Origin of the sequence: Microbacterium sp. AISO3, assembly GCF_002204305.1 — a bacterium.
In the GTDB taxonomy this organism is placed as follows: Bacteria; Actinomycetota; Actinomycetes; order Actinomycetales; family Microbacteriaceae; genus Microbacterium; species Microbacterium arborescens.
The window spans coordinates 206,897-232,278 of the sequence record NZ_NHRF01000003.1 but is presented as its reverse complement, the minus strand read 5'-3'; the positions used below and the strand labels follow the sequence as shown (position 1 = coordinate 232,278).

At 70.4% G+C, this 25,382-nt stretch carries 23 protein-coding genes and 1 tRNA gene; 10 read left to right on the top strand and 14 right to left on the bottom strand.

Going from position 1 to position 25,382, the window contains the following annotated elements; genetic code table 11:
* Positions 1 to 2 precede the first annotated feature (2 nt).
* From CBF90_RS06305 to CBF90_RS06290, 4 genes are all read right to left on the bottom strand, one after another.
* On the bottom strand, positions 3 to 809 hold the full coding sequence (locus CBF90_RS06305; RefSeq protein ID WP_088380174.1) for a nucleotidyltransferase domain-containing protein: 807 nt from the start codon (positions 807 to 809) through the stop codon (positions 3 to 5).
* Between the two features lie 146 nt (positions 810 to 955).
* Positions 956 to 1,615, bottom strand: coding sequence for a methionine ABC transporter permease (locus tag CBF90_RS06300; protein ID WP_023955016.1), 660 nt, complete (start codon positions 1,613 to 1,615; stop codon positions 956 to 958).
* Positions 1,608 to 2,645, bottom strand: a complete 1,038-nt coding sequence (locus tag CBF90_RS06295; protein ID WP_023955014.1) for a methionine ABC transporter ATP-binding protein — start codon at positions 2,643 to 2,645, stop codon at positions 1,608 to 1,610. The genes CBF90_RS06300 and CBF90_RS06295 overlap by 8 nt, the downstream gene beginning before the upstream one ends.
* A 68-nt stretch (positions 2,646 to 2,713) precedes the next feature.
* The gene (locus CBF90_RS06290; RefSeq protein ID WP_023955012.1) at positions 2,714 to 3,610 is read right to left on the bottom strand and encodes a MetQ/NlpA family ABC transporter substrate-binding protein; all 897 of its coding nucleotides are present in this window, start codon (positions 3,608 to 3,610) and stop codon (positions 2,714 to 2,716) included.
* Between the two features lie 230 nt (positions 3,611 to 3,840).
* On the opposite strand from CBF90_RS06290, the gene CBF90_RS06285 reads away from it, so the two are divergent.
* A tRNA-Thr gene (locus tag CBF90_RS06285) sits at positions 3,841 to 3,916 on the top strand.
* A 68-nt stretch (positions 3,917 to 3,984) separates the two neighbouring features.
* Here the strand turns inward: CBF90_RS06285 and CBF90_RS06280 are convergent.
* Together CBF90_RS06280 and CBF90_RS06275 are read right to left on the bottom strand one after the other, a co-directional pair.
* A complete protein-coding gene (locus CBF90_RS06280; RefSeq protein WP_064955044.1) occupies positions 3,985 to 5,112 on the bottom strand; it encodes a Gfo/Idh/MocA family protein in 1,128 nt (375 codons plus the stop codon).
* Positions 5,109 to 5,933, bottom strand: a complete 825-nt coding sequence (locus tag CBF90_RS06275) for a sugar phosphate isomerase/epimerase (RefSeq protein ID WP_242435603.1) — start codon at positions 5,931 to 5,933, stop codon at positions 5,109 to 5,111. The genes CBF90_RS06280 and CBF90_RS06275 overlap by 4 nt, the downstream gene beginning before the upstream one ends.
* Positions 5,934 to 6,061: 128 nt before the next feature.
* Here CBF90_RS06275 and CBF90_RS06270 point away from each other — a divergent pair, with 128 nt between their 5' ends.
* Genes CBF90_RS06270 through CBF90_RS06255 form a run of 4 tightly spaced genes read left to right on the top strand, consistent with a single transcriptional unit; the run spans position 6,062 to position 9,951 of the window.
* Positions 6,062 to 6,640 carry a TetR/AcrR family transcriptional regulator gene (locus tag CBF90_RS06270; RefSeq protein WP_036306088.1) on the top strand — a complete coding sequence of 193 codons (579 nt, stop codon included), beginning with the start codon at positions 6,062 to 6,064 and terminating at the stop codon, positions 6,638 to 6,640.
* A gap of 27 nt (positions 6,641 to 6,667) precedes the next feature.
* Positions 6,668 to 7,105, top strand: coding sequence for a hypothetical protein (locus CBF90_RS06265; protein WP_023955005.1), 438 nt, complete (start codon positions 6,668 to 6,670; stop codon positions 7,103 to 7,105).
* Between the two features lie 60 nt (positions 7,106 to 7,165).
* Positions 7,166 to 9,370 carry an efflux RND transporter permease subunit gene (locus CBF90_RS06260; RefSeq protein ID WP_242435602.1) on the top strand — a complete coding sequence of 735 codons (2,205 nt, stop codon included), beginning with the start codon at positions 7,166 to 7,168 and terminating at the stop codon, positions 9,368 to 9,370.
* Positions 9,367 to 9,951 carry an isochorismatase family protein gene (locus CBF90_RS06255; RefSeq protein WP_088380172.1) on the top strand — a complete coding sequence of 195 codons (585 nt, stop codon included), beginning with the start codon at positions 9,367 to 9,369 and terminating at the stop codon, positions 9,949 to 9,951. Before CBF90_RS06260 ends, CBF90_RS06255 begins: the two co-directional genes overlap by 4 nt.
* Positions 9,952 to 9,955: 4 nt before the next feature.
* On the opposite strand, the gene CBF90_RS06250 is transcribed toward CBF90_RS06255, so the two are convergent.
* The 5 genes from CBF90_RS06250 to CBF90_RS06230 all read right to left on the bottom strand — a co-directional run bounded on the left by CBF90_RS06250 (position 9,956) and on the right by CBF90_RS06230 (position 16,310).
* Complete coding sequence (locus tag CBF90_RS06250) at positions 9,956 to 11,593, bottom strand: serine/threonine-protein kinase (protein WP_088380171.1); 1,638 nt, start codon at positions 11,591 to 11,593, stop codon at positions 9,956 to 9,958.
* A 109-nt stretch (positions 11,594 to 11,702) separates the two neighbouring features.
* A complete protein-coding gene (locus CBF90_RS06245) occupies positions 11,703 to 13,022 on the bottom strand; it encodes an ABC transporter permease (RefSeq protein ID WP_088380170.1) in 1,320 nt (439 codons plus the stop codon).
* Positions 13,022 to 13,711: an ABC transporter ATP-binding protein gene (locus CBF90_RS06240; RefSeq protein WP_242435615.1), complete on the bottom strand. Its 690-nt coding sequence runs from the start codon at positions 13,709 to 13,711 to the stop codon at positions 13,022 to 13,024. Before CBF90_RS06240 ends, CBF90_RS06245 begins: the two co-directional genes overlap by 1 nt.
* Positions 13,712 to 13,770: 59 nt before the next feature.
* Positions 13,771 to 15,345 carry a hypothetical protein gene (locus tag CBF90_RS06235; RefSeq protein WP_141097139.1) on the bottom strand — a complete coding sequence of 525 codons (1,575 nt, stop codon included), beginning with the start codon at positions 15,343 to 15,345 and terminating at the stop codon, positions 13,771 to 13,773.
* Positions 15,342 to 16,310: a hypothetical protein gene (locus CBF90_RS06230; protein WP_023954991.1), complete on the bottom strand. Its 969-nt coding sequence runs from the start codon at positions 16,308 to 16,310 to the stop codon at positions 15,342 to 15,344. Before CBF90_RS06230 ends, CBF90_RS06235 begins: the two co-directional genes overlap by 4 nt.
* A gap of 114 nt (positions 16,311 to 16,424) precedes the next feature.
* On the opposite strand from CBF90_RS06230, the gene CBF90_RS06225 reads away from it, so the two are divergent.
* The 4 genes from CBF90_RS06225 to CBF90_RS06205 all read left to right on the top strand — a co-directional run bounded on the left by CBF90_RS06225 (position 16,425) and on the right by CBF90_RS06205 (position 19,933).
* Positions 16,425 to 17,777, top strand: a complete 1,353-nt coding sequence (locus CBF90_RS06225; RefSeq protein ID WP_088380168.1) for a D-alanyl-D-alanine carboxypeptidase family protein — start codon at positions 16,425 to 16,427, stop codon at positions 17,775 to 17,777.
* A 222-nt stretch (positions 17,778 to 17,999) separates the two neighbouring features.
* Positions 18,000 to 18,551, top strand: a complete 552-nt coding sequence (locus tag CBF90_RS06215; protein WP_023954987.1) for a CGNR zinc finger domain-containing protein — start codon at positions 18,000 to 18,002, stop codon at positions 18,549 to 18,551.
* Between the two features lie 45 nt (positions 18,552 to 18,596).
* On the top strand, positions 18,597 to 19,466 hold the full coding sequence (locus CBF90_RS06210; RefSeq protein WP_064955039.1) for a WcbI family polysaccharide biosynthesis putative acetyltransferase: 870 nt from the start codon (positions 18,597 to 18,599) through the stop codon (positions 19,464 to 19,466).
* Between the two features lie 173 nt (positions 19,467 to 19,639).
* Complete coding sequence (locus CBF90_RS06205; RefSeq protein ID WP_023954983.1) at positions 19,640 to 19,933, top strand: hypothetical protein; 294 nt, start codon at positions 19,640 to 19,642, stop codon at positions 19,931 to 19,933.
* On the opposite strand, the gene erm is transcribed toward CBF90_RS06205, so the two are convergent.
* Both erm and CBF90_RS06195 read right to left on the bottom strand, forming a co-directional pair.
* Positions 19,915 to 20,706: a 23S ribosomal RNA methyltransferase Erm gene (erm, locus tag CBF90_RS06200; protein WP_088380166.1), complete on the bottom strand. Its 792-nt coding sequence runs from the start codon at positions 20,704 to 20,706 to the stop codon at positions 19,915 to 19,917. The two genes, CBF90_RS06205 and erm, sit on opposite strands and share 19 nt — an antisense overlap.
* A 298-nt stretch (positions 20,707 to 21,004) precedes the next feature.
* Entirely contained in the window at positions 21,005 to 21,679 is a 675-nt protein-coding gene (locus CBF90_RS06195) for a TetR family transcriptional regulator (protein ID WP_036305885.1), read from the bottom strand.
* 122 nt (positions 21,680 to 21,801) lie between these two features.
* On the opposite strand from CBF90_RS06195, the gene CBF90_RS06190 reads away from it, so the two are divergent.
* Positions 21,802 to 23,208: a DHA2 family efflux MFS transporter permease subunit gene (locus tag CBF90_RS06190; protein ID WP_141097141.1), complete on the top strand. Its 1,407-nt coding sequence runs from the start codon at positions 21,802 to 21,804 to the stop codon at positions 23,206 to 23,208.
* A 78-nt stretch (positions 23,209 to 23,286) separates the two neighbouring features.
* Here the strand turns inward: CBF90_RS06190 and tkt are convergent, their stop codons facing one another.
* Complete coding sequence (gene tkt / locus CBF90_RS06185; RefSeq protein WP_088380165.1) at positions 23,287 to 25,362, bottom strand: transketolase; 2,076 nt, start codon at positions 25,360 to 25,362, stop codon at positions 23,287 to 23,289.
* Positions 25,363 to 25,382: the final 20 nt, after the last annotated feature.

Genomic DNA, 25,382 nt, shown 5'->3' with positions numbered 1-25,382 from the left:
GCTCAGGACGGGCGAGGCAGGGCGCGCAGCAGGTCGGTCGCTGTCCGAGCGCCCTCGGGTGACGCGTCGACCGCGCTGAGGGCCGCGGCGACCTGGATGTCGAAGTCAGCGGGCGCGTATGGGAGACGCGTCACGCCGCTGACGATGCCTTTCTCGTTGATGGCCCAGGTTCTGGCCTGGGCATGCCAGGCGTACGCCAGCCGCACTGCTGCATTGCTGAGGCAGAGGCCGACGTAGGCGGTGTCGCCGCGATCGGTGACTTTGGCCGCGGCGTCGACGAGGAAGTCCACCTGCCACAGGTCGTCGAGGAAGGCCCGCCGCAGTGGCTCAGGGTAGGGGGCGACGGCGTCGGCGTGGTCGCGCAGGAAACCCGCGCCGTCGACGAGGGGCTTCGCGAGCGCGACCTCGCCGGCGTACGCGACATCCAGGAATCCGAGAGGATGTCCCGGCTGCGAGTGGAAGGCGAATTCGCCCCGACGAGCCCTCTCGACCTGAGCTCGAACGCGGTCCACGTCGCGGATGATGACGTCGACGGGCATGCCGGCGATCGTCGCCCACGCGCCACTGTCCACCCACGGGCCCCAGCTTCCGGCTGGTCCGATTCTGACCGAGGTCGTTGCCCAGCGAGACACCGCCGCCGAGAGAGCATCGCGGTCGATTGTTCGCCCGTCGACGTACACACCCAGGTCGACGTCCGAGTCGGGGGAGTGCGTCCCGCGCGCTCGACTGCCCCCCAGCGCCACCGCGATGACACCGGGAGTCGCCGCGAGATCGCGCGCGATTCGCACCAGATCGCCGTCCGAAAGCATGCCGCCAGGCTAGCCCCCCTGCGAGGTCCCACTTCGGCCGGGAACGGTGCCGTCATACCCGGCCGAACTGGGACCTCGGCGGGCACGAGCCCGGCCCAAGTGGGACCTCGACCGCGGGCGTCGAGACCCCTCGACGCGGCGGGCCGTCAGCGCCGCAGGATGCGGCGCGCGAGGGCGTTGCCGAGGAACTGCACCCCCTGCACGAGCAGGATGATGATGATCACGGCGGCCCAGGTGACCCAGGGGTTGAACTGGCGGAAGCCGTTCACGAGCGCGAACTGGCCGAGGCCACCCGCGGCGATCGCGCCCGCGACGGCGGTCATGTCGACGAGTGCGACCACGATGAAGGTGTAACCGAGCACGAGCGGGCCGAGCGACTCGCGCGGGACCAGCCGGAACAGGATGCGCGAGCGGCTCGCGCCGGCGGCGCGGGCGGCCTCGATCACGCCGGGGCGCACCGTCAGCAGGTTCTGCTCGACGATGCGTCCGATGGCGAACATCGATGCGATCGAGATCGCGAAGACGGCGAACTCGATGCCGATGCCGCGGATGCTGAACGCGCGGGCGAGGGGCTGGACCGCGGCCATGAAGATGATGAACGGGATCGGCCGGAACGTGTTGACGATCACGTTGACGATGCCGAACACGACACGGTTGGGGAACAGGCTGCCGGCCCGCGTGGCGTACAGCGCGAGGCCGATCAAGAAGCCCGCGATGCCGCCGAACAGCAGGCTCAGCGTGATCATGTAGAGCGTCTCGGCCGTCGCCGGCCACAGGTCGGGCAGCAGCTCGATGAGCCTATCCACGGGAGTCCTCCTCGATGAGCGGTGCGTGGGCGGATGCCGCGGCCACGGCGCGATCGACGGCATCCGTCTCTCCCGACAGAGCGAGCGTCAGATGCCCGAAGACGCGCCCACGGATGTCGTTGATGCCGCCGTGGATGAGCTCGAACCGCACCCCGTGGGACGACAGCGCCGCGAAGACGTCTGCCTGCGGCGACTCGCCCTCGCGGATGGTGAAGGTGACGATGCGGCCGGGATGCCGCGCGCGCAGCGCCGCGAGCTTCTCGCCGGTGGGCGCTTCGTCGATGATGCTGGCCACGAACCGGCGAGTCGCGGCATGCGACGGTGCCGAGAGCACGTCGAAGACGTCGCCGCTCTCGATGACGCGTCCGTGCTCCATGACGACGACACGGTCGGCGATCGCACGGACGACCTCCATCTCGTGGGTGATGACGAGGATCGTCACGCCGAGCTCGGTGTTGATGCGCTTCAGGAGGGCGAGCACCTCCTGCGTCGTGTCGGGGTCGAGCGCGCTGGTGGCCTCGTCGGCCAGCAGGATGCGGGGACTCGTGGCGAGCGCTCGAGCGATGCCGACGCGCTGCCGCTGTCCGCCCGACAGCTGCTCGGGGTAGTTCTTGGCCTTGCCCGACAGCCCGACGAACTCCAGCAGTTCGGCGACGCGCTGCTTGACCTCGGTGCGTGAGCGTCCGGCGACCTCGAGGGGATACGCGACGTTGCCGGCGACGTTGCGCGAGTCGAACAGGTTGAACTGCTGGAAGATCATGCCGATGTCGCCGCGGAGGGCACGCAGCTCGCGCTCGCGGAGCGCGGTGATGTCGCGGCCATCGATCTCGACGCTGCCGCTCGTGGGTGTCTCCAGAGCGTTGACCAACCGGAGGACCGTGCTCTTCCCCGCGCCGGAGTACCCGACGATGCCGCATACGGATCCGGCCTCGATCTCGAGGTCGACGTCATCGACCGCGACGACCGGGTCACCGCCCTTCGTGGACGGGGGGAAGCGCTTGGTCACGCCGGACAGGCGGATGAGGGTCATGCGGGGGCTCCTCGAACGGGACATGCGTGTGCGGCCCGTCCGGTGGGGCGGGCCGCACACGCATGATGTCACTGGTTGGCGCGGATGTCGTCCTCGACCTGCTTCAGGGCGGAGGCGAGCTCGTCCTTCGGCGTCTTCACGAGCACGGCCGAGCCGCCGGACGCCTCCTGCAGTCCGTCGGTGACCGCCTGGGTGTCCTGGAAGATCTCGACGAGCTTCTGGTAGGTCGGGTTGTCGGCATCCTCGGCCTTGGCGGCGAAGATGTTGATGTACGGCTGCGCGCTCGGGTCGCTGGGGTCGTCGGTCGCGAGCGCGTCGTCGAACTTCAGTCCGGCATCCTCGACGAAGTCGTTGTTGATGATCGCGGCGGCGACATCGGGCAGCGACGTCGCGGTCAGGGCGGCGTCGAGAGCCTCGACCTTGACCTTCGAGCCGGGCTCGACGTCCGCCGTCGTGGAGAACACGGTGCCGCCGTCCTTGAGCTCGATGAGGCCCTGGGCCTGCAGCACGAGCAGGCCGCGGGCCTGGTTGCTCTCGTCGTTGGGGACGGCGACGGTGGCGCCTTCGGGGATGTCGTCGACCGAGTCGTACTGCGTCGAGTACAGGCCCAGCGGGTAGGTCGCGGTCGAGCCGACGGCTACGAGGTCGTCGCCGGCGTTCACGTTGTAGGTCGCGAGGTAGATGATGTGCTGGAACTGGTTAAGGTCCAGCTCGCCCGCCGAGAGCGCGGGGTTGGGCTGGGTGTACTCGGTGAAGTCGACGATGTCGACCTCGATGCCCTCGTCGGCCGCGGCCTCCTTGTAGGTCTCCCAGTAGGGGTCGCCCGCGCCGACGACGCCGATGCGCACCGGGCCGTCCTGTGCGGCGTCACCGGCGTCGCCGGAGCCGGCGTCCGACGCGCAGGCGCCGAGCAGCAGGGTCAGGGGGAGGGCCAGGGCGGCCGCGGTCAGAAGTCGCTTGGACATGAGTGGTGCTCCTCGGATCGGGCACCGCGGGGCGGTGACCCGCCCGTGCGCGACCGGGGTCGCGCTCGCCTCATCGCGGTGCCCTCCGACGGTAAGCGCCACGGGTGGACGGGGAGTAATCGTCGCGTAACACGGCGTCTCCCGATATAAGGGCGTCGGCCGCGCCGCCGGTTCGCGACGGGGTCTCCGAGCATGTAACATTGCTGATCGTGCATCGCACAGCGACGCGCGCCGCCTTAGCTCAGACGGCAGAGCGATTCACTCGTAATGAATAGGTCAAGGGTTCGATTCCCTTAGGCGGCTCCACAACGAAAGGCCCGGACTCCGAAGAGTCCGGGCCTTTCGCGTACCGGCTGTGCGGGACGCCGCGCTGCTTACAGCGTCGCGGCGAACGGGTCGAAGTCGACCGGAACGGTCGGTACGGGCGCCACGGTGCTCGCGACCTTGACGAACTCGCCCGAGGCGGCCGACTCCTGCGCCGAGAGCATGACGTCGAGCACGTGGTAGCCGAGCTCGCCGGTGGCGACGTGGGGCCGGTCCTCCGCGATCGCGCGGACCATGTCGAGCAGGCCCAGGCCGCGGCCGGTGAGCTTGCCTTCCTGCTCGATCTCGATCCACTCCTGCTCGCCCCAGTTGCCGTCCGAGATCGACTTCCGCGCCTTGACGTAGGCGATGCGCCCCTCGAACTGGTTGGGGTCGGGGAGCACGATGGAGCCCTCGGTGCCGTGCACCTCGAACACGCCGTGGCGTTCGAGGGCCGAGTCGAAGCTCAGCAGGCTCGCCGCCTGCTGGCCCGCCTCGAAGGCGGTGATGACCTGCATCGTGGTGGGCACCTCGACGGGGAAGACGGTGCCCGCGTTGGGCCCGGCCTGAATGGTGCGCTCCTCGAGCTTCTTGCGTCCGACGGCGGCGACCCGGTCGACCGACCCGAACAGGCTGACGAGACCGCTGAAGTAGTACGGACCCATGTCGAGCAGCGGTCCGGCGCCCTGGGCGAACAGGAACGCGGGGCTCGGGTGCCAGAGGTCGGGACCGACGGTCTGGAACGTCGTCGACGCGAACATGGGCTCGCCGATGACGCCGCTCTGGATCGCGCGCTTCGCGGTCTGGAAGCCGGGGCCGAGGAGCGTGTCGGGTGCCGAGCCGATGCGCAGGCCGGCGGCATCCGCCTGGCGCAGGAGCTCCGCCGTGCTCTCGCGGTCGAGGCCGAGCGGCTTCTCGGTCCAGACGTGCTTGCCGGCGGCGATCGCGCGCGAGGAGATGTCGACGTGAACGGCGGGGATCGTCAGGTTGACGATGACGTCGACGTCGGGGTGCGCGAGGACGTCATCGGTCGTACCCCATTCGGCGACGCCGTGCTTCTCGGCCTGAGCCTTCGCGCGATCGACGTCGAGGTCGCCGAGGATGACGACGCGCACATCGGGGAAGGAACCCAGGTTCTCGAGGTAGGTGTCGCTGATGACACCGACGCCGACGAAACCGACTCCGACGGGCCCGGTCATGCGCTGACACCGTTCTCGCGCAGGAACGCCAGGCTGGCCGCGACGTCGGCGAAGACGTCACCGGGTGCCTTGTCGTACTCGACGACGGCGTACTTCAGAGCGGTGGCCGCGCGCAGCGACTCGGCGAGGGGCACATCGCCCGTGCCTGCGTGGCGCTGGTCGAGGCTGTCCGAGCCGAACTGCTCGGCGCCCGGAGCCCAGGGGTTGGATGCCGGCACGACGCCGTCCTTGACGTGGACGGCGATGAGCCGGTCGCCGAGGCTCGTCACGAGGGCGGGGACGTCCTGCCCGCCGGTGAGGGCCCAGAAGAGGTCGAGCTCGAGGGTGACCCGCTCGTCGAGGAGCGAGACGAAGCGCTCGTAGGCGCTCTGACCGTCGAACGACGCGACGAACTCCTGCGCGTGGTTGTGGTAACCGACGCTCAGGCCGAATCCGGCGGCGATCTCGGCCTGCGCGTTGAGGCGCTCGGCGATGTCGTCGACGCCGTCCTCGGTGAGCCAGCGGTCGGGCGCGACGAACGGGTCGATGACCGTCTTCATCCCGATCGTGGCCGCGGCCTCGTAGACGACCTCGGGTGCGGGCGTCGGGATCGAGCCGTCCGGCGTCCAGAGCTCGTCGGTCAGCAGGGGAGCGTGACCGGTGGGGGAGGTGAGGCCGGCGGCATCCAGGGCCGCGCGGATCTCGGTCGGGCGCGAGACGAAGTCGAACGCCTCGACGTGTGCGAATCCGATCTCGGCGAGCTTCACCAGCGAGCCGGACATGTCGGCGGAGAACTCCTTCGCAAGCGAATAGAGCTGGACGGATGCCTGGACCTGAGTCACAGTCGACCTTCTTTCGTACGTCATCGTGCGGGGTGCCTGTGGTGGCACGACGTCACGCTAACACGTAATACATCCAGGTGGAGGTTTTTTGTTACAGTCGCGGTGTGAGCAACGACGATCGCGCGGAGATGGGGCGTCCGGGCGCCTACGCCAAGGGCGTGGCGCGACGTCAGGAGATCCTCGACCGTGCGATCGAGGTCTTCCAAGAACGTGGCCTGCAGGGAACCTCGCTGCGGCGCATCGCCGAGGCCATCGGGGTCTCGCACGCCGCGCTGCTGCACTACTTCGAGTCGCGAGAGCAGCTGCTCGTCGCGGTCTACGAGCACGCCGAGACGCAGCGCGGCCGGCGCAATCCGGTTCCGCCCGAGACGGCGGTCGGCGTGATGACGCGCGCCGCGGTCGACAACCTCGAGGTCCCGGGTCTCGTCGAGCTCTACTCGATCCTCGTCGCCGGAGCGCTCGAAGCGGGGAGCGAGCACGGCAAGCGGTTCTTCACGGCCCGCTTCGAGCGCATCCGTCGTGAGCTGACCGAGCGCCTGCATTTGGAGCAGCGGGCGGGAACCGTTCGCGACGACGTCCCGGCCGAACAACTCGCGGCCCTGCTCATCGCGGCCTCCGACGGTCTGCAGATCCAGTGGCTCCTCGAGCCCTCGATCGAGCTCGAGCGTACGCTCGCCTCGCTGGCCGTGCTGCTGCGTCCGTCGTGAATCCGCGCCCGGCGTCAACCATACTGAGTGCATGACCCGAGCGACCCGCGTCCCGAGTCGGCGGCGCGCGTGAACGCGATCCTCGACGCGGTGCTCGAGATCCTCAGCTGGGCGGGATTCGGCGGCGCCGCCCTCTTCGCGGTCGCGCTCCTCGTGCTGTGGGCCGCCGACGGCACCTGGCTTCCGGCGGATGCGCTCGTGGACCACGAGCCCGACGGCACCTGGGTGCGCTGGTACGACGACGAGGGTGAAGCGAACAGCGCGCGGGTCGACGACCACACGGCGACGCTCCTCGCGGGCCGCGATCGGGCAGACATCTGGTATCGACACGGATGGCGGGGGAGGATGCGGTTGACCCGGCGACCGCCCGCGCATCGCCTCCTGGTCGGCCTGTCGTCCGGATTCCTCGCCGTGGGTGTGGCCGCGCTCGTCGCGTCGTGGATCGTCCTCTTCGCCCGCGGTTGAATCGCGCCAACGTCGGCCATCGGACTGGTGCATCCACATTTAGCTAGATAAGCTACCTACGTGAAGAGCGAACGAAATGTCCCGCGCTGGCTGCGCATCGGCATCCCCGCCCTGCTCGTGCTCGTGTGGCTCGTCGGCGGGTCGGTGGGCGGACCGTACTTCGGTCGCGTCAGCGAGGTGGCCACGAACGATCAGTCCTCGTTCCTTCCCGCCAGCGCCGACGCGACGAAGGTCAGCGAGCGGCTGACCGACTTCACCGGCGGCGATGAGATTCCGGCGGTCGTGGTGGCCGCGGCTTCCGATCCGCTCGACGAGACGCAGCTCGCAGCGCTCGGCGAACTCGGAACCGCCATCAGTCAGCTCGAGGGGGTCGGCGAGGTGTCGCCGCCCATCCCATCCGAAGACGGTCTCGCCGTGCAGGTCTTCGTGCCGATCGACGCCTCGGGGGAGGTGCGCGACATCGTCGAAGAGATCCGCGGGCTCGTCCAGCAGGACCTGCCCGCGGGTGTCGAGGCGTGGGTCACCGGCCCGGCGGGCTTCACGGCCGATCTCGCGGAGGGATTTCTCGGTATCGACGGATTGCTCCTGATCGTCGCGCTCGCGGCTGTGTTCGTCATCCTGGTCGTCGTCTACCGTTCGCCGCTGCTGCCGATCCTGGTCCTGCTCACGTCGGTGTTCGCGCTATGCGTCGCGCTGCTGACGGTCTGGTGGCTCGCGAAGGCCGACATCGTCGTGCTCAACGGGCAGGTCCAAGGCATCCTGTTCATCCTGGTCATCGGCGCGGCGACCGACTACGCCCTGCTCTACACGGCCCGATATCGCGAGGCGATCGGGTCGGGCGCGTCGCGCTGGGAGGCGACGCGGCGCGCTTGGAAGGGTGCGGTCGAGCCGATCCTCGCCTCGGGAGGAACCGTGATCGCGGGTCTGCTCTGCCTGCTGCTGAGCGACCTCGCGAGCAACAAGGCGCTCGGGCCCATCGCCTCGATCGGAATCGCCTTCTCGATGCTGTCGGCGCTGACCTTCCTGCCCGCGCTTCTGGCGCTGTTCGGTCGGGCCGCGTTCTGGCCGTTCATCCCGCGCACCGGCGCGATCGACCTTCCCGACGACCCGCGCGAACCGGTCCGCGGTCTCTGGCCGCGCCAAGCGCGCTTCGTCGCACGTCGCGCTCGGTCGGTCTGGATCGCCAGCACGGTCGTCCTCCTCGTCGGTGCAGCGGGGGTCCTGCAGCTCAACGCGAACGGCGTCCCCTCGAGCGATCTCGTGCTGGGCGCTTCGGAAGCACGCGACGGTCAGGCGGCTCTCGCCGAACACTTCCCCGCGGGCTCGGGCAGCCCGGCGTCCGTCATCGTTTCGCAGGACCGTCTCGCCGACGCGCTCACCGTGCTCGACGCGAATCCCGGCATCTCGTCGGTCGCCGCCGTCGCAGCGGATTCGCCCACGGGACAGGTCTCGGTGGCGCTCGAGGACGGCGCGCCGGTCTTCGCCGCCGCCGGGCCGCCGGGCGCACCGGCGCCCGAGCCGACGGTTTCGGAGGGCGACGTTCTGCTGTCGGTGACGCTGGCCGATCCGGCCGACTCGCTCGAGGCCGAGCAGACCGTGCGCGATCTGCGGGCCGCCTTCGCCGATGAGGTCCCCGACGTCCTCGTGGGCGGGACGACCGCGACGAACGTCGACACCAACGACACCTCGATCCGCGACCGGACCGTCATCATCCCGGTCATCCTGGTCGTGATCCTGCTCATCCTGATGCTGCTGCTGCGCTCGATTCTCGCGCCGGTTCTGCTGATCCTGAGCACGATCCTGTCGTTCGGCACGGCGCTGGGCGTGAGCGCTTTCGTGTTCAACCACGTGTTCGATTTCCCGGGAGGCGATCCCGCCGTCCCGCTGTACGGCTTCGTGTTCCTCGTGGCGCTCGGGGTCGACTACAACATCTTCCTCATGTCGCGCGTGCGTGAGGAGACGCTTGCGCACGGCACCCGTCGGGGCATCGCGCGGGGCCTCGTGGCCACAGGAGGGGTCATCACGTCGGCGGGTCTCGTGCTCGCCGCGACGTTCGCCGCCCTCGGCGTCATCCCCATCTTGTTCCTCGCCCAGATCGCCTTCATCGTGGCGTTCGGGGTCCTGCTCGACACCTTCGTCGTGCGCTCGCTCCTCGTGCCGGCCCTCGCCCACGACATCGGCCCCGCCATCTGGTGGCCGTCGAAGCAGTGGCGTCGCGAAAGGGCCGTGCGGGCCGCTGAGACGGAGCGTACCCTCGACGCATGACCCGTGCCCTGTTCATCGTCGATGTCCAGAACGACTTCACCGAAGGTGGAGCGCTCGGTGTGACCGGGGGTGACGCGGTCGCTGCGGCGATCACGCGTCACCTCCGCGAGCACGCCGGCGACTACGAGATCATCGTCGCCTCGCGCGACTGGCATCACGGCGATCATGACAACGGCGGGCACTTCGCCGACGGCGAGCCCGACTACGTCGACACCTGGCCGGTGCACTGCGTCGCCGACACGGCGGGCGCCGAGTACGACCCCGAGCTCGACGTCTCCGCCGTGACCCATCACGTCAAGAAGGGGCAGGGCGTACCCGCGTACTCGCTCTTCGAAGGGACGACCGAGGAGGGGGATGTCGTCGCCGACCTGCTGACCCGTCACGGCGTCGTCGACGTCGACATCGTCGGCATCGCCACCGACTACTGCGTGCGTGCATCGGCGCTGGACGCGATCGCCCACGGTCGCCGCGTGCGCATCATCACCGACCTCGTGGCCGGTGTCGCCGAGGAGTCCAGCGCGGCCGCCCTTGCCGAGCTCGCGCATGCGGGAGCCGAGCTCGCCGCCGGTTCCGGTCGCTGAGGCCTCAGCCGCCCGGGTTCTCCGGCTTGCCCGAGCCCGGCGACGATGGTCCCTTGCCGCTGTTTGCACCGGGCCCGTTCCCGTTGCCGCTGTTGGAGCCCCGGGCCGAACCGTTCTTCTCGGCGGGGCCGGCGGGCGGGTCGACCGTCGTGACCCCGACGGGCACGGTCTCGGCCGGGATGGTCTCGGACGGTGTGGTGTCGGCAGGCGCGGTCTCGGCAGGCGTGGTGTCAGCAGGCGTGGTGTCAGCGGGCGGTGTGGTGCCGGCGACGTCGCCCGTGTCCGACGAGACGACCGTCTCGGTCGCCGTCGTCACCTCGTCCGGTGGCGACTCGACGCCACCTGTGTCTTCCGTCGGGCTGCCTGCGGGGGTCTCGACCACCGCAGGCACGGGGACGTCCGTCGTCGGAGGAGTGGGCGGCGGTGCCAGCATCAGGTGCGCGGCGAGCGCCACCCCGATCGCTCCGATCGAGACGGCGCCGACGGTGATCGCCGTCCGCTGACGTCGGCGACGGCGTGACCGGGGCCGCCGCTCGGATGCCCGTGCTGCAGCGGCCGGAACACTCGGGCCCACGAACATCGGCTCGGTCCCCGATTCCACGCTCGGGCCGCGCGCCTGCACGGCGGCGGACGCTGGGACCGGCGCGTCGAGGGCCCTGACGTCGATCGCTCGCGAGGCGGTGACGGGCCATGTCGCCGTCGCGACATCGGCCTGAGCGGCACGGGATGCGGCCTGCGTCTCGTGCCCGCTCATTTCCGCCGCGGCAGCAACCAGCGCCACGCCGACCGGCGTGCCGGGCGCGCGCCGGCTCAGGCTCGACATCACCTCGAGGGCGGTCGGGCGGTCCTCCGGTCGGCGCGACGTCATCGCGCACAGCAGATCGCGCCAGCGGTGGTCGAGAAGCATGGGCATGTCGGGGTCGCGCGACAGTCGCGCGAGCAGCTGTCCGCGATTGCCGTCGGACCCGGCGAACGCACGCTCGCCCGTCGCCGCCTCGACCAGCACCAGCCCGAGAGCGTAGATATCGGATGGGGGTGCCGGATCCGCCCCGTGCAACAGCTCCGGAGCGATGTAGGCGGCCGTGCCGATCAGCAGGCTCGGCGAGGTGACACGGTCGCTGTCGAGCAGGTGCGCGATGCCGAAGTCGGCGAGCTTCGCGCGCAGAGGGACCCCGGGCACGGTCGACCGCGCGAGGAGGATGTTCGAGGGCTTCACATCGCGATGCACGATCCCCGCGTCGTGGACCACATGGAGGGCATCGGCGAGCTGAGAGCCGAGCGCGGTCAGCTCGCCGTCATCGAGGACGCCCGCCGCGATGCGCTGCGACAGCGTCATCCCGACCACGTGCTCCATGACGAGGAACCGCGGCTCGTCGTTCAGGTGCGCGTCGAACAGCGTCACCAGGCCGGGGTGGTTGAGCGAGGCGAGCAGTCGTGTCTCGATCGCCGCCCGATCCGACGCGGCGCTGTCGGACAGTTCGGGCCGCAGGACCTTCACTGCGACCGGGCGCCCGAGGGCTTCGTCGCGAGCCAGGAACACCCGCGCCATGCCGCCCGACCCGATCGGCTCGACCACCCGATACCGGCCTGCCAGGAGGGCGCCCGGCAGCACGGCATCATCGTTCGCGACACCGTCGATCATCCCGCGTCCTCGTCTTCGCCCGTCCCCACCGCCAGCAACGGTAGACCCGCACGATTCGCGGCGGAGAGGGCTGGCGCTCGCGCCCGGTGCGCGCTATGCGCGAGAACGGTCAGGCATTGCCGCGCAGCGCCACGACCGGTTCGATACGCGAGGCCCGTCGAGCCGGGATGCCGCCCGCCGCGAGGCCGATGATGGCTCCGAGCACCGTGCCGCCGAGAGCGACCCAGGGATCGAGCACCGGTGACCACTGCTGCGCGATGGAGACGCCCAGCACGGCGAAGACGCCCAGGGCCGACCCGATCAGGCCGCCCAGCAGTCCGATGACGATCGACTCGACGACGAACTGGCCGGCGATCTGCCTCCCGGTGGACCCGAGGGCACGACGGAGGCCGATCTCGCCGGTGCGTTCGAGCACAGACAGGGTCGTCACATTCGCGATCCCAAGCCCGCCGGCCAGCAGGACGATCACGCCGAGGATGAGGAAGACCACGTTGACGTCTCCCTGCACGTCGCGCGCGAGATCTGAGCGGCCCTGCGGCGCACTGACCTCGAGCGTGTCGACCGCGTCGGGGGCGAGAGCCAGCGGGGCCTGCTCGCGCAGCTGCGGACCGGTCCCGACCACGATGCGCGCGATCGCGTCGCCGGGCGAGGCGAGCTGGAAGTCCTGCCGCGCAGCCCCCGTGGGGATCACGACGGCATCGACGACCTCGGCGCGGCGGTCGAGCTCGTCGAAGATTCCGACGACGGCGTAGGCCACCCCGCCGATGAACACCGACGGCTGCGTGTCGACACGGTTGATCGCCAGACGCTCCGCGGCCCGGGAGCCGAGCATCGCCACCCGGTCGCCGCGCGTGTCGTGCCCCTCGTCGAACGATCTGCCCGTGACGATGTGCCCGCCCAGCGTGTCGAGGATCTCGCCGGAGGCGGCGAAGAGCGCCGGGGGAGCGGCGGCCGCGATGGAAGGGTCGTTGATGGGCACGGCGGTGATCGAGTTCTCCCGCAGAGTGACGGGGGCCAGCACAGCGGCGGACTCGACGCCGGCGAGCCTCTCGAGCCGTGCCGGCGCGTCCCACGGCAGCGATGCGGTGGCGACGCGCTGCCCGCCCCGAGCCTGCGCTTCGGCCGGACCGATGCTCAGGTGCGTCGCAGCAGCCGCGTCGAACTGTCGGGCGATCTGCCCGGCCGCTGTCTGCGCGAAGCCGACGGTCGCCACGAGCGCGCCGATGCCGAGCACCGTTCCCATGACGGTCATGACGAGGCGGCCGGGGCGTGAGCCGATGTCGGTCGTCGCCTCGAGCACGAGGTCGCCGAAGCCGAACCGGTCGGCTCGCGGAACCTGGCGCGCCTCGGCGACCGCCGTCGTCGTGGCCTCGGCATCGACGGCGCGACGAGACCGCCGCGCCCGGAGCCTCTTCCAGAATCCCGTCATCAGCTCAGCTCGCTCATCCGGCCGTCGGCGATGCGGATACGTCGCGCCGCGCGGTCGGCCACGCCCTGGTCGTGCGTGATCACGACGAACGTCAGCCCGCCCGCGTTCAGCTCTTCGAACAACGCCATGATGTCCGCCGTCGTGGCCTGGTCGAGGTTGCCGGTCGGCTCATCGGCCAGGATCACCCGCGGCTGCGTCACGACGGCACGTGCCACCGCCACGCGCTGGCGCTCACCACCCGAGAGAAGTCCAGGGCGGAAGTCGACACGGTGCCCGAGGCCGACGCGCTCGAGCGCGGCTCGTGCCCGTTCGGTGCGCTCCGCGCGCGGGGTTCCGCTGTAGAGCATCGGCAGCGAGACGTTCTCGAGCACGGTTCGCCGCGGCATCAGGTGGAACGCCTGGAACACGAAGCCGAGCCGACGAGCGCGCACCGCCGCTCGCTCGTCCTCGGAATATCCGCCCGTCAGCTCGCCCGCGAGGCGGTACTCGCCCACGGTCGGGCGATCGAGCAGACCCAGGATGTTGAGCATCGTCGACTTGCCCGAACCGCTCGGTCCGACGATGGATACGTACTCGCCGTCGGAGACCGTCAGGTTGATGCCCTTCAGGGCCTGCACCTCGGGCGGCCCGGGGAAGGATCTCGTCACGTCGCGCAGCTCGATAACCGGCGGTTTTTCATCCGATCGGATGACGTCGTCGCTCCCGTCCGGCGCCGTCGAGCGGTCCGAGAGGACGGCGGCCGCCTCCGTCATCGCCCGACCACGACGAGATCGTCCTCCGCCAGCTCGCCCTCGGTGGCACGCACCTCGACGGCCCCGCCGGCCGACAGCCCGGTCTCGACGACGACCAGCCGGGTGCGGGCATCGGGGTCGCGCGGGTCGCCGTCGACGACCTCGACGCGCGTCTCGCCGCCGGGGCCAGCCGTCAGCGCCGCCGCGGGAACGCTCAGCACGTCGCCCGCCGTCGCCCCGACGGCGATCGTGACGCGCACGTTCGTGCCCTGGAGCTGCGAGATCTGCTCGGGCGTCAGCTCCGCCGGCTCGAGGCTCACCTTCCACCGACTCTCGCCGCCCGCGCCCGCCTCCACGGCGGTGACGGTGGCGGCATGTTCTGCCCCGTCGGGGAGGGCGAAGCTCGCGGTCGAGCCGACCGTGAGCAGCTTGGCGTCCGCCTCCGCCGCGGAGCCGGTCAGCGCCACGGTCGCCCCTGACACGGTCATCGCCGCGCCGGAGAGGATGCTGCCGCGTTCGGCCGTCACCGCGTCGACGCGGCGGGGCAGCTCCGTCAGATAGAGCACTTCTCCGGCGGGGAGGGCGGGCAGGGCTTGCTGGCGGGCGCGCACGAGGTCGTCCTGCGCCTGCGAGAGCTGGCTCGCCGCGGCGTCGACCGCGGCCCGCTCGCTGCTCGTATCGGGTGCGGCGTTCAGCTGCTCACGTGCGAGCTCGGCGGTCGCGACCTGGTTCTGGGCTGCGACGATCTCGTCCCATGACGCGCCGTTGTCGCGTGCCCCCTGCAGAACAGCACGGGCGTTCGCGACCTCGAGGTCGGCGCGCGCGATGGCGTTGCCGTCCCGTCCCGCTGCGCCCAGCGCTGCGCGCGCCGCGGACAGCGCCTGTTCGGCGGACCGAACACTCTCCTGCGCCGAACGCACCGCGTTGTCGCCGTCGTCCTCCGACTCGGGGCCGGTGTAGCCGACCGCCGCGTACAGCGCGGTGACCGCGGTCGCGGCCTGCTCGTCGAAGACGTCGTTGCCCGGGTCTCCGGCGTCGATGCCGACGGCGCGCATGGCCTCTTTGAACTGCACGACATCGGGGCCGGCCACGCCGAACCGCAAGGTTCGGTAGGCCGGGAGCTCGCCGGGGAGCACGATGACGGGACGCCCTGCCACTTCGAGAGCGACGGAGAGCTGGGTCAGCTCGGCTCCGAGCGCCGGAACCTGGCCGGTGACGACGGCCGGTCCCGAGATCGCGGACGTGTCGATCTTCACCTCGACGGGGTCGGCGAACCCGACCTCGCCGCGGATCGTGACGTCGTTGCTGAGGGGGCCGAACTCCACCGGAACCGTCACGAGACCGGGTGCCGGCGCGTCGTCGGCAGCCGCCGAGGCGGGCGCCATGACGAACCGGCCGACGAGCAGCCCTCCGACGAGCGCCACGACGGCGACCGCCGCGGAGATCCAGAGCACGCGGTTGCGTGAGACGACCGACCGCCACACCGCGAGCCGGCCCCCGCCGGTCGGCGCGGGGGCGGCGGGGTCGGCGATGAGCTCGTCGAACGAGTCATTGGCCGCGGTCGTGCCGTCCTTCGCGGGATCTGCGGTCACGGGCGAGCCTGCTCAGCCGCTGCTTTCATCGCTTCGAGCTCCGTCTTGTGATCGGCGATGAACTGCTCCTCGGCGGCGAACTGCGCCTTCTGGTACTTGGCGCGGTAGTCGGTCTCCTTGCGGCAGTCGAGGTCGGCGAGAGCCAGTTCGACCTCACGCTCGTGGATCTCGTCCATGGTCGCCTGATCCGGGCCGGTCTCGGTCGAGTTCTCGTAGACGCCGTTCAGCTCTTCGTAGATGGAGTTCTGCGCATCCGCTTGCGAGGCGAATCCCGGGTACCCGGCGGCATCCATGCACGCGGCCCATTCGCGGTCGAGGTCCACCATGGCCGGAAGCGTGGCCGAGGACTCGTAGAACTTCGTGACGGCGTCCATCAGGTCGGCGAACTCGTCGGACTGCAGAGGGTCGTCGCCGTTGATCTCGTGATCGGCCCAGCCGTTGCAGCCGGACGTCTCCCAGTTGTATTCGTAGGACCCGTCCTCGGACATCTCCTCCTCGGTCGGGCCCGGGCCGTACAGCGCCTCGTAGTAGGCGGCCTGCTCCGACTCGGAGAGCGCCATCACGTAATCCGCGTTGGGGTCGGGCGTCATCTGCTCGGGCTCGGGCTGCTCGTCCGCGTCCGGATACTCGACGGCACCGTAGCCCCATTGCGCCACGAACTCGCGGTCCTCGGGCTTCCACTCGGTGCCCGAGCTGAACGTCATCGTGGAGGGGGCGGGGATGTACTCGAAGCCCTCGTCCTGCATGCACTGCGCGACGAGCTCCTCGCGCTGCTTGTTCTGCGTCTCGAACTGCGCCTGCTGCTCTTCCTCGCTCATCTCGCCGCCGTAGAACGCCGAGAAGTACTCGGTGAGCGGCGAATCCTCGGCGCTGTCGACGGAGCCGTCCGCGGCCGTGCAGCCCGCCAAGACGAAGACCAGGCCGACCGCCGCCGGTGCGGCCCAACGAAGTGTTTTGCGGTGCACGTGCAACCCCCTTGTTTCAAGAACGCCTCAACACTATGGGCTCGCTGAGAGTCGCGAATCATCCATGAGGATGACGTTTTGCGTGAAGATGGGCGCCATGACGAAGGGACCGCGATGACGCGACGCGACTCGGTGAGCGACGACCTCGACGATTTCGGGGCCTTCTTCTCGACCTCCGCTCCTGAGCTCTCGATGACTGCGGAAGAGGTGGCGACCGGGCGCCGCCGCCGTCGCCGGAACGGATGGATCGCCGCGGGCATCACGACGGCGATCGTTCTCGGCGCGCCCGGGGGATACGCCGCATGGGCGCTGACGGCTCCGCTGAGGCCGGCCGCGGGGGAGGTCTCGATCCCGCCAGCACCCGTGCCGCCGACCCCCGTCGACATCGGCTTCACGGCCGACGGGTCCGCGGCGCTGTCCGTTGCGGGCGCCGAGGCGTACCTCGGCTCGGCGGCGGCCGGCGTCTGGATGGTCGAGGGCGGTGATGACCCTCGACCGATCGCCAGCATCACCAAGGTCATCACGGCACTGGTGGTCCTCGACGCCTACCCGATCGCCGATGGCGACCGGGGGCCCACGCTCACCTTCGACCGTGACGACCACGCCCTCTACGACGCGTATTTCGTCCGCGATGCGACGATCGCTCCCATGCCGATCGGCAGTTCGCTGTCGCTGCGCGACGCCCTGGCGACGATGCTCATCCCGTCTGCGAGCAACTACGCCGAGGCGATCGCCGTCTGGGCCTTCGGTTCGGTGTCGAGCTTCCGCGCCGCCGCCGACCGGTGGCTCACGGCGAACGGCCTGGAGCGGACGGAGGTCGTCGAGCCGACGGGGCTGGATCCCCGGAACACCAGCACGCCGAGCGACCTGATCGCACTCGGTCGCATCGCCGCGGCACATCCGACGGTGGCAGCGATCGCCGCGACGCCGTCTCTGAATCTGCCGGGGCCGGGGGCCATGGCGAACACCAACAGCCTCCTCGGTCAGAGCGGGATCACGGGGCTCAAGACGGGCACGCTCGACGACAGCGGTGCGAACCTGCTCTACACGGCGACCGTCGATGTCGGGCTTCCCGAGCCGTTGAGCGTCGTCGGTGTCGCGCTCGGCGGCTCATCCCAGCGCGGCGTCGCCGCCAGTGTTCTCGGTGTTCTGCAGCGTCTCGCCGACGGGTTCCACGTCACTGCGGTCGCGCAGCACGGGCAGCAGCTCGGGATCTACACGACGGCGTGGGGCAGCTCGGTGCGGGTGGTGCTGGCGAAGGGAGCGTTTCTGCGCACCTGGTCCGACACGCCTATAGCGGTCACCGGCGACGTGCGCGAGCCACGCGACTGGACCGACGGCGAGGTGCTCGGTGAGATCACGTGGACGGCCGGTCCCGAGTCGGTCACGGTGCCGGTCGTGCTCGACGGTGACATCGAACCGCCGTCGGAATGGTGGCGTCTCACTCATCCGGGTGAAATCGGCTGACCGATTTCGGCGCTTTCTGCGACCGGCGGGCGCGATGCCGTCGCCTGCAGGTCCACACGTCGGGCGCCGCATCCGTCGCACCGCACGTAACGGACGAGGCCGTCCGATGTGCGATGCGCCGACTCGGTCGTCCAGCCGTGCTCATGAGTACGGGACGGCAGCGGAGCGGTGGGGGATGCAGGGGAGGGCGGCGACATGATTCGATCGTGGTGTAATGCCGTTATGCAGCTCAACCCTTACGGTGAGTACGCGGTTCTTCTCGCCGCATCGCTCGCGAACGACTGGCCGAGCGACCGCGAGGGCGTCGTGGCGCGCACGTACGAATACGGCATGACCGCTGTGTACGCGCCCGGGGCGCCGTCCGACCTCGAGGCGACCCGGGCGGTGATCGATTCGTGGCTCGAAGTGGTCGATGCCGAGACGGCGGCGGAACGCGCGAGGCTGCTGAACCGGCTGATGGCGGCGGCGACGGCGTATCCCCGGCTGACCGACCACGACGGCGAATGGCACCTGCACTACCGCGACGACGATCAGCGCCTGCCGCAGGTGCTCCGCGCGGTCATCGCCGTCGGGACCGCGCTCCATGTGACGACGCGGGGGATGGGCCGTCTGTCGCGGTGCGCCGCCGGACGGTTTCCGGGCGACCCCTGCCGCAACGTCGTGGTCGACGTGACCCGTAACGGGCGGCAGCGCTACTGCTCGGTGCGCTGCGCGAATCGCGACGGGGTGCGTCGTCACCGGGCCAGGTCGGCGTTAGCGCATCCGGGGGCCTGACGGCAAACACCGGCGTCGGTCGAGGCCGCGGGTCACAGTGGAGGGATGCCTCATGCCCCCGACCCCTTCCGGCAAGTCGAACCGCCCGAGGGCTTCGGGCTCGTCGTCGGCAACTGCCAGGCCGAGTCGATGCGCATCGTCCTCGACGCCCCCGACCGCCCGACGGTCCGTGTGCCTCCGGTTCACGAGATGGATGCCGCCGACGTCGAGCGCCTGCATGAACTGCTGCCCCGGGCCTCCTTCCTCGTCGCTCAGCCCGTGCGCGACGACTACCACGGCCTGCGCCTGGGCACGCGTCAGCTGGCGGCATCCCTCGCTCCGTCCGCGCCTCTGGTGACCTTCCCGGTCGTCCGCTACGCGGGGCTGCATCCGTTCCAGGCGGCGCTGCACGTCGACGGGATCGAAGAGGTGCCGCCGATCGTGGCCTACCATGACATCCGCACTCTCGCCGCGGCGGCCGGGCTTCCGACAATTCCGCGGCTGGACCGCCGGGCGGTGCGGCAGGTAGCGAGCGATTCGCTGGCCGAGCTGCGTCGTCGCGAGGAGTCGATCGACGTCGCCGTGTCGGATCTGCTGCGGCCCGCGTCGGCCGAACTGATGCGCACCGTCAATCACCCGGGAAACGTCGTGTGGCTGCCTCTCGCCGAGCGTGTGCTGGCGGCCCTCGGCCTGCCGGGTGTTCCCACCGATCCGGGGCGGCCGTTGCTGAACGCGGTTCGGGCCCCGCTCGAGGAGTGGGTGGCCGACGCCTGGGAGCTCTCCGATCCGCCGCAGGGTTCGTGGATCGTCGACGGTGTCGAGGTCGATCCGAAACTGGTCGCCGAGGCCCACGCGGACTGGTACCGCGCACACCCCGACTTCGTCACCGCCGCGATCGTCCGACTCCGCGACGTGATCGGCCGCTGGCGAGGCTGACCGCGTCCGGCCCCCGCCCGGCGGGAGCGTGCTAGCGTTGAAACGTCCCTTCGGGGCTCGTGTGTCGTTCGCCTGGCTCACCGTCGAGCAGATCGTCCGACGCGATCACTGGTTCATCCAGCCCTCATCTTTTCTCCGCGCACCGTGCTGTGCGCGCTCGTTCTCAGGACATCGTGCTTTCAACTCTTTCTTCTTCCGCGCCTTCGCTCGTCTGGCGACAGGCGGATGCCGACTTCTTCGTCGCGACTCTCGACGGCCAGTACGCCGGATTCGTGACCACCGGTTCGATGCCGGCGACCTTCGACGCCGAGAGCGGCCACGGCGCCGACCTCGGCACCCACGCCTCGCCCGACGCGGCTGCTGCGGCCGTCGCCGAAGCAGCTCGGCCGGCGACCCTGCGCCGCGGTGCACGCGCGCCGCGGCGACGCACCCGCGGCGCGGGATCGCCTCAGCGCGTGCGCTCCTGACGGGTTCGCCGGCACTCCCGCAGCGCGCGCCACAGCTCGGTCCACTGCCGTGGCGTGAGGTCGCGCGGCAGGGCGTCGGGGGCGACCTCGGCACGGCGGCAGGCTCCGCGGGCGGTCGCGGCGCTCGCGCCGACCGACACCCGGAGGATGCCCGCAAGGCCGTGCCCGCGCCCCGTGAACATCGTGCGTACGAACGACTCGTAGCTGCGACGTTCGGCTTCGGGAAGCAGCGGCGATGCTCGTCTCGTGATGGCGAGGATGCCGCCATCCACCGACGGGCGGGGTTCGAAGCCCCAGTTCGGCACGCGCCCGTGGAGGGCGAAGTCGAACCAGGGAGCGGTCTGCGCCGTCATCATGGTTCGGCCGCCCACCCCCGCTCTCTTCCGCGCAACCTCCCATTGCGTCACGAGCACCGCATGCTGCCAGCCGGGATCGGTGAGAAGGTGGCGCAGGATCGGTGTCGTCAGGTGGAACGGGATATTGCCGACGACGACCGGAGCATCCAGCCGTCGCCGTAACGCATCGTCGGCGATGACGGTGACCTCCGGAAGGGCGCGCGACAGTCGGCGCGCGCGATGCTCGTCGATCTCGATGGCAGTCAGTGCGCGGCCGGACGAAGCGAGAACGCGGGTGAGTGCACCGTCACCGGCGCCGAGCTCCAGGATCGGGCCGTCGGTGGCGGTGACGAGTGAGGAGATGGTGTCGAGGGTGGGGCGATGGGTCAGGAAGTTCTGGCCGAGTTCGTGGCGTCCGCCATGGCGGGAACGAGGCATGGGTGTGCTCCGATGTTCGAGGGGAGCACCCCGGGTGCGGGGAGGCAAGCAAGAGGCCCGTCCGAGGTGCAGAAGACATCTCGAAGGACGGCGCGGTCAGACCAGCGATGCCGTACGCGCCGTCAGGCGCGGCGGTCGCGGAACGTGAAGGTGCGCGCCATCACGGGCGCTGCAATTAAGTAACCCACCGATCCAGGCTAGCAGGCGGGGATCGGTCCACCGCGAGGTCCCACGTGAGCCGGGTTTCCCGACGGTATTGCCGGCCGAAGTGGGACCTCGGTCAAGAGGCCGGGGTCGGTCAGCCGAGATGCGGGGGATGAGCCTCGAGGTCGCGGGCCACCGTCGCGACGCCGCGGCGCATCTCGAGGTAGATCTGGCGGACGCTCGCGCGCTCGTTCAGCTCGGCGCGACGTACCCACTCGTCGATCGTGAGCCGGAGGACGAGCGCCATGGTCGAGACGGCCGCGCGAGCGGCGAGCACATCGGCGTCGGCCCCCGCCGCATCGACGGCGGCGTCGGTGAGCTGCTCGACCTCTTCAGCCTCATTGCGCAACGCGACGGCCAGGAGCGACGGCTCCGAACCGACGAGGCGGCGGATGCGCAGAGCGCGGATGTGCTCGTCGGGATGCGCGTCGAAGCGGTCGAGGAGCTTCAGCCAGCTGCGCTCGATGCCTTCGACCACGGAGGCTCCCGCACGTACGGCATCGATCGCGTCGCCGACGACGCGCGCCGAGTCGTCGGCGCTCGCGAACACGGCAGCCTCTTTCGTCGCGAAGTAGCGGAAGAAGGTGCGCTGCGACGTGCCGGCGCGGCGCGCGATGTCGTCCACCGTCGTGCCGTGCACTCCGTGCTGCTCGAAGAGGTCGAGGGCTGCGTCCGACAGCTCGCGCTGGGTCTCCTGACGTCGTCGCTCCCGGAGGCCCGCGGGATGCTCGTCAGCGACCGCGGCGGCCTGATCGCGTTCGCGCTCCATGAGATAAGTGTCGCACAGCGCCAATGTGGCAGAGACTGCCATAAGATCAGTGAGTGACACTCGAGCAGCAGCATCCCGAAACCTCCGCCATCCCGACATCGGCCCCTCCCCGCACGACATCCGTGCGCACCGGCCCCGTCATCGCCCTGCTCGTCGCATCGGCGTTCGTGGTCATCCTCAACGAGACGATCATGAGCGTCGCCCTGCCGCGGCTCATGGTCGACCTCGAGATCACCGCGGCGACTGCGCAGTGGCTCACCACCGGCTTCCTCCTGACGATGGCCGTCGTCATCCCGCTGACCGGCTATGTGCTGGCGCGATTCCCGATCCGCGGCGTCTTCTTCACGGCGATGTCGCTGTTCGCCGCCGGGACGCTGATCGCCGCGCTCGCGCCCGGCTTCGGCATGCTGCTCGCCGGACGCGTCGTGCAGGCGTCCGGCACGGCCATCATGATGCCGCTGCTGATGACGACCGTGCTGAACGTCGTCGAGCCCGCCCGTCGCGGACGGATGATGGGCGTCATCAGCATCGTGATCGCCGTCGCCCCGGCGATCGGCCCGACCGTGTCGGGTCTTATCCTGTCTGTGCTCGACTGGCGCTGGATGTTCTGGCTCGTGCTGCCGATCGCGCTGCTCGCGCTCGGCCTCGGCGCGATCTGGGTGCAGAACGTCACCGAGACGCGCGAGGCGCGCTTCGACGTCGGATCCGTCGTGCTCTCCGCTCTCGGCTTCGGCGGGCTGATCTTCGGGTTGAGCTCGATCGGGGAGTCGGCGACCGGCCACGCACCGGTGCCCGTCTGGATCCCGCTCGTCATCGGCGCCCTCTCGCTCGCCGCCTTCGTCACGCGTCAGCTGAAGCTGCAGCGCACCGACGCGGCCCTGCTCGACCTGCGGACGTTCCAGTCGCGGTCGTTCAGCCTCGCCGTCGTGCTGGTCGTGGTCGTGATGTCGGCTCTGTTCGGGTCGCTGATCCTGTTGCCGATCTACCTGCAGCAGGTTCTGGGGCTCGACACCCTGACGGTCGGCCTGATGCTGTTGCCCGGCGGTGTGCTCATGGGGCTCATCGCTCCCGTCGTCGGTGCGCTGTTCGACCGGTTCGGCCCGACGCCGCTCGTGATCCCGGGCATGATCGTCGCCGCCTCGGCGCTGTGGGGCATGACGACCTTCGGCGTCGGTACCCCGATCGCCTGGATCATCGCGGTGCACATGGGCCTCAACCTCGGCCTGGGCTGCGTCTTCACGCCGCTGCTCACCTCGGCGCTGGGATCGCTGCCGACGCGTCTCTACTCGCACGGCAGTGCGACGGTCAGCACGCTGCAGCAGGTCGCCGGTGCCGCGGGAACCGCGCTGTTCGTGACGCTGATGTCGGTCGGCGCAGCCGCGGCTGCGGCAGGCGGGGCGGATGCCGTCGCGGCGACCGCCTCGGGCGTGCACACGGCCTTCGTCACCGGCGCATGCATCGCCTCGGCGGCGGTGGTGCTGACGTTCTTCGTGCGCCGCCCGGCCCCCGTCGCGACGCCGGGGCGCTGACGGTCGCCGAGCCGACGCGAAAGGCGGTGACGCACGAAGCGTCACCGCCTTCTCGGTCGGGTCGAGGGATGAGGTCGATCAGCTCCGGGCGGTGACGGAGCGGAGGGCGTCGAGAACCCGCTCCTGCGTCATGCCGCGCTCGCGCAGAGCATCTGCCGCCGGAGCGGAGAGCCCGAACTCGTCGATGCCGACCACGGCGCCCGATGAGCCCACGATCTCGTGCCAGCCGAACGGCGACGCCGCCTCGACCGCGACTCGCGCGTGGAGCGACGGCGGCAGGACCGCGTCGCGGTACGCGGCGTCCTGTGCCAGGAACCACTCACGGCTCGGCATCGACACGACCCGGACCTGGAGGCCGGATGCGGCGGCCGCCTCGGCGGCCGACAGTGCGAGGCCGACCTCGCTCCCGGTCGCGATGATGACGGCGTCCGGAGCGGCGACGTCGCGCACGACGTAGCCGCCGCGGCGGACCCCGGCGCGTACGTCATCGATGGGGATGTCGAGCACCGGCACGCCCTGCCGGCCCAGCACGAGCCCGGCGGGGGAGTCCGCCTCGACGATCGCATGCCATGCCGCCACGGTCTCGTTCGCGTCGGCTGGGCGGACCACGGTGAAGCCGGGCATCGCGCGCAGGCTCGCCAGGTGCTCGATCGGCTGATGGGTGGGACCGTCCTGACCCAGCGCGACCGAATCGTGCGACCACAGGTAGGTCACCGGAAGTCCCATGAGCGCCGACAGGCGGATCGCGGGGCGCTGATAGTCGCTGAACACCAGGAACGTGCCGGCGAAGACGCGCCAACCGCCGGCGAGGGCGATGCCGTTCATCGCGGCACCCATCGCGTGCTCGCGGACGCCCCAGTGGATGTTGCGGCCCGCTCGCGTTCCCAGGCCCGTCTCCTCGGGCAGGAACGATCCGCCCGCGTGGATCTCGGTGCGGTTGGGCTCGGCGAGATCGGCCGATCCGCCCCACATCGCGGGCAGCGCCTGCGCGAGTGCCTGGATGGCGGCGCCCGAAGCGTCGCGCGTCGACGCCTCCGTACCGGGGTCGAAGCGGGGGAGCCGCGCGCCGAGGTCGTCGGGCAGACGGCGCGCCCGGAAAGCGGCGTGCGCGTCGGCCTGAGCGGGATCCGATGCCTGCCACCGCGAGTAGGCCTCGTCCCATGCCTCGTGCAGACGCGCACCGCGCGCTCGCGCGGCGCGCGAACGGTGGAGGACCGCCTCGCTCACGTCGAAGGGCGCAGCCTGCGTGCCGAGCGCGTCGCGCAGCAGTCCGATCTCGGCCGCCCCCAGCGGGGCGCCGTGGGATGCCGCGGTGTTGAGGGCTCCGGGCGAGGGATACGCGATCTGCGACTTCAGGATGACCAGGCGCGGCTTGCCGACGGGGTTCGGCGCGCCCAGGACGCGGTCGAGCTCGTCGACGTCGACGTCGCCGTTTGCGGCCAGCTCGATCCGCTCGACGTGCCACCCCTGGGCGCGGAAGCGGGCGCCCACGTCCTCCGACGAGGTCAGACGCGTGTCGCCCTCGATCTGGATGTCGTTGTCGTCGTACACGACGGTGAGGTTGTCGAGTCCATGACGGCCTGCGAGGGCCCCGGCTTCGTACGAGATGCCCTCCTGCAGGTCGCCATCCGAGGCGAGGACCCACACGTGCCGGTCGAACGGCGATGCGCCCCGCGGGGCGTCGGGGTCGAAGGTCGCCCGCTCGTGCACCAGGCCCATGGCCATGCCGACGGCGGTGGCCAGGCCCTGCCCGAGCGGCCCGGTCGTCGTCTCGACCCCGGCGGTGTGGCCGAGTTCGGGGTGGCCCGGGGTTCGCGAGCCGAGCGTGCGGAAAGCGCGGAGGTCGTCGATCGTGACGTCGTAGCCGGTGAGGAAGAGCTGCGTGTACAGCAGGATGCTCGCGTGCCCGCACGACAGCACGAACCGGTCACGACCCTGCCACTCCGGGTCGGCGGGGTCGTGCTCGATGTGCCGTTGGAAGAGCGCGGTCGCGATCGGCGCGAGGGCGATCGCGGTGCCCGGGTGTCCGGAGCGTGCGGCCTCCACGGCATCCGCAGCGAGCAGGCGGGCGGCGACGACGACGTCATGCTCGGTGGCTTCGGTGGCGTCCGGGGCGTCGGCCGGTAAGGCGGGTGTCGAGATCAAGTTCTCCATAGTCATCATGATGTCATAAT

Excerpts from the sequence above, each read along its gene's own strand:
- CBF90_RS06305 (WP_088380174.1), bottom strand. The coding sequence starts at position 809 with ATGCTTTCGGACGGCGATCTGGTGCGAATCGCGCGCGATCTCGCGGCG.
- CBF90_RS06195 (WP_036305885.1), bottom strand. The coding sequence starts at position 21,679 with ATGGAGCGCGAACGCGATCAGGCCGCCGCGGTCGCTGACGAGCATCCC.
- CBF90_RS06270 (WP_036306088.1), top strand. The coding sequence starts at position 6,062 with ATGGGGCGTCCGGGCGCCTACGCCAAGGGCGTGGCGCGACGTCAGGAG.
- erm (WP_088380166.1), bottom strand. The coding sequence starts at position 20,706 with ATGCCTCGTTCCCGCCATGGCGGACGCCACGAACTCGGCCAGAACTTC.
- tkt (WP_088380165.1), bottom strand. The coding sequence starts at position 25,362 with ATGGAGAACTTGATCTCGACACCCGCCTTACCGGCCGACGCCCCGGAC.
- CBF90_RS06290 (WP_023955012.1), bottom strand. The coding sequence starts at position 3,610 with ATGTCCAAGCGACTTCTGACCGCGGCCGCCCTGGCCCTCCCCCTGACC.
- CBF90_RS06280 (WP_064955044.1), bottom strand. The coding sequence starts at position 5,112 with ATGACCGGGCCCGTCGGAGTCGGTTTCGTCGGCGTCGGTGTCATCAGC.
- CBF90_RS06215 (WP_023954987.1), top strand. The coding sequence starts at position 18,000 with ATGCAGCTCAACCCTTACGGTGAGTACGCGGTTCTTCTCGCCGCATCG.
- CBF90_RS06210 (WP_064955039.1), top strand. The coding sequence starts at position 18,597 with ATGCCTCATGCCCCCGACCCCTTCCGGCAAGTCGAACCGCCCGAGGGC.
- CBF90_RS06245 (WP_088380170.1), bottom strand. The coding sequence starts at position 13,022 with ATGACGGGATTCTGGAAGAGGCTCCGGGCGCGGCGGTCTCGTCGCGCC.
- CBF90_RS06250 (WP_088380171.1), bottom strand. The coding sequence starts at position 11,593 with ATGATCGACGGTGTCGCGAACGATGATGCCGTGCTGCCGGGCGCCCTC.
- CBF90_RS06295 (WP_023955014.1), bottom strand. The coding sequence starts at position 2,645 with ATGACCCTCATCCGCCTGTCCGGCGTGACCAAGCGCTTCCCCCCGTCC.
- CBF90_RS06255 (WP_088380172.1), top strand. The coding sequence starts at position 9,367 with ATGACCCGTGCCCTGTTCATCGTCGATGTCCAGAACGACTTCACCGAA.
- CBF90_RS06225 (WP_088380168.1), top strand. The coding sequence starts at position 16,425 with ATGACGCGACGCGACTCGGTGAGCGACGACCTCGACGATTTCGGGGCC.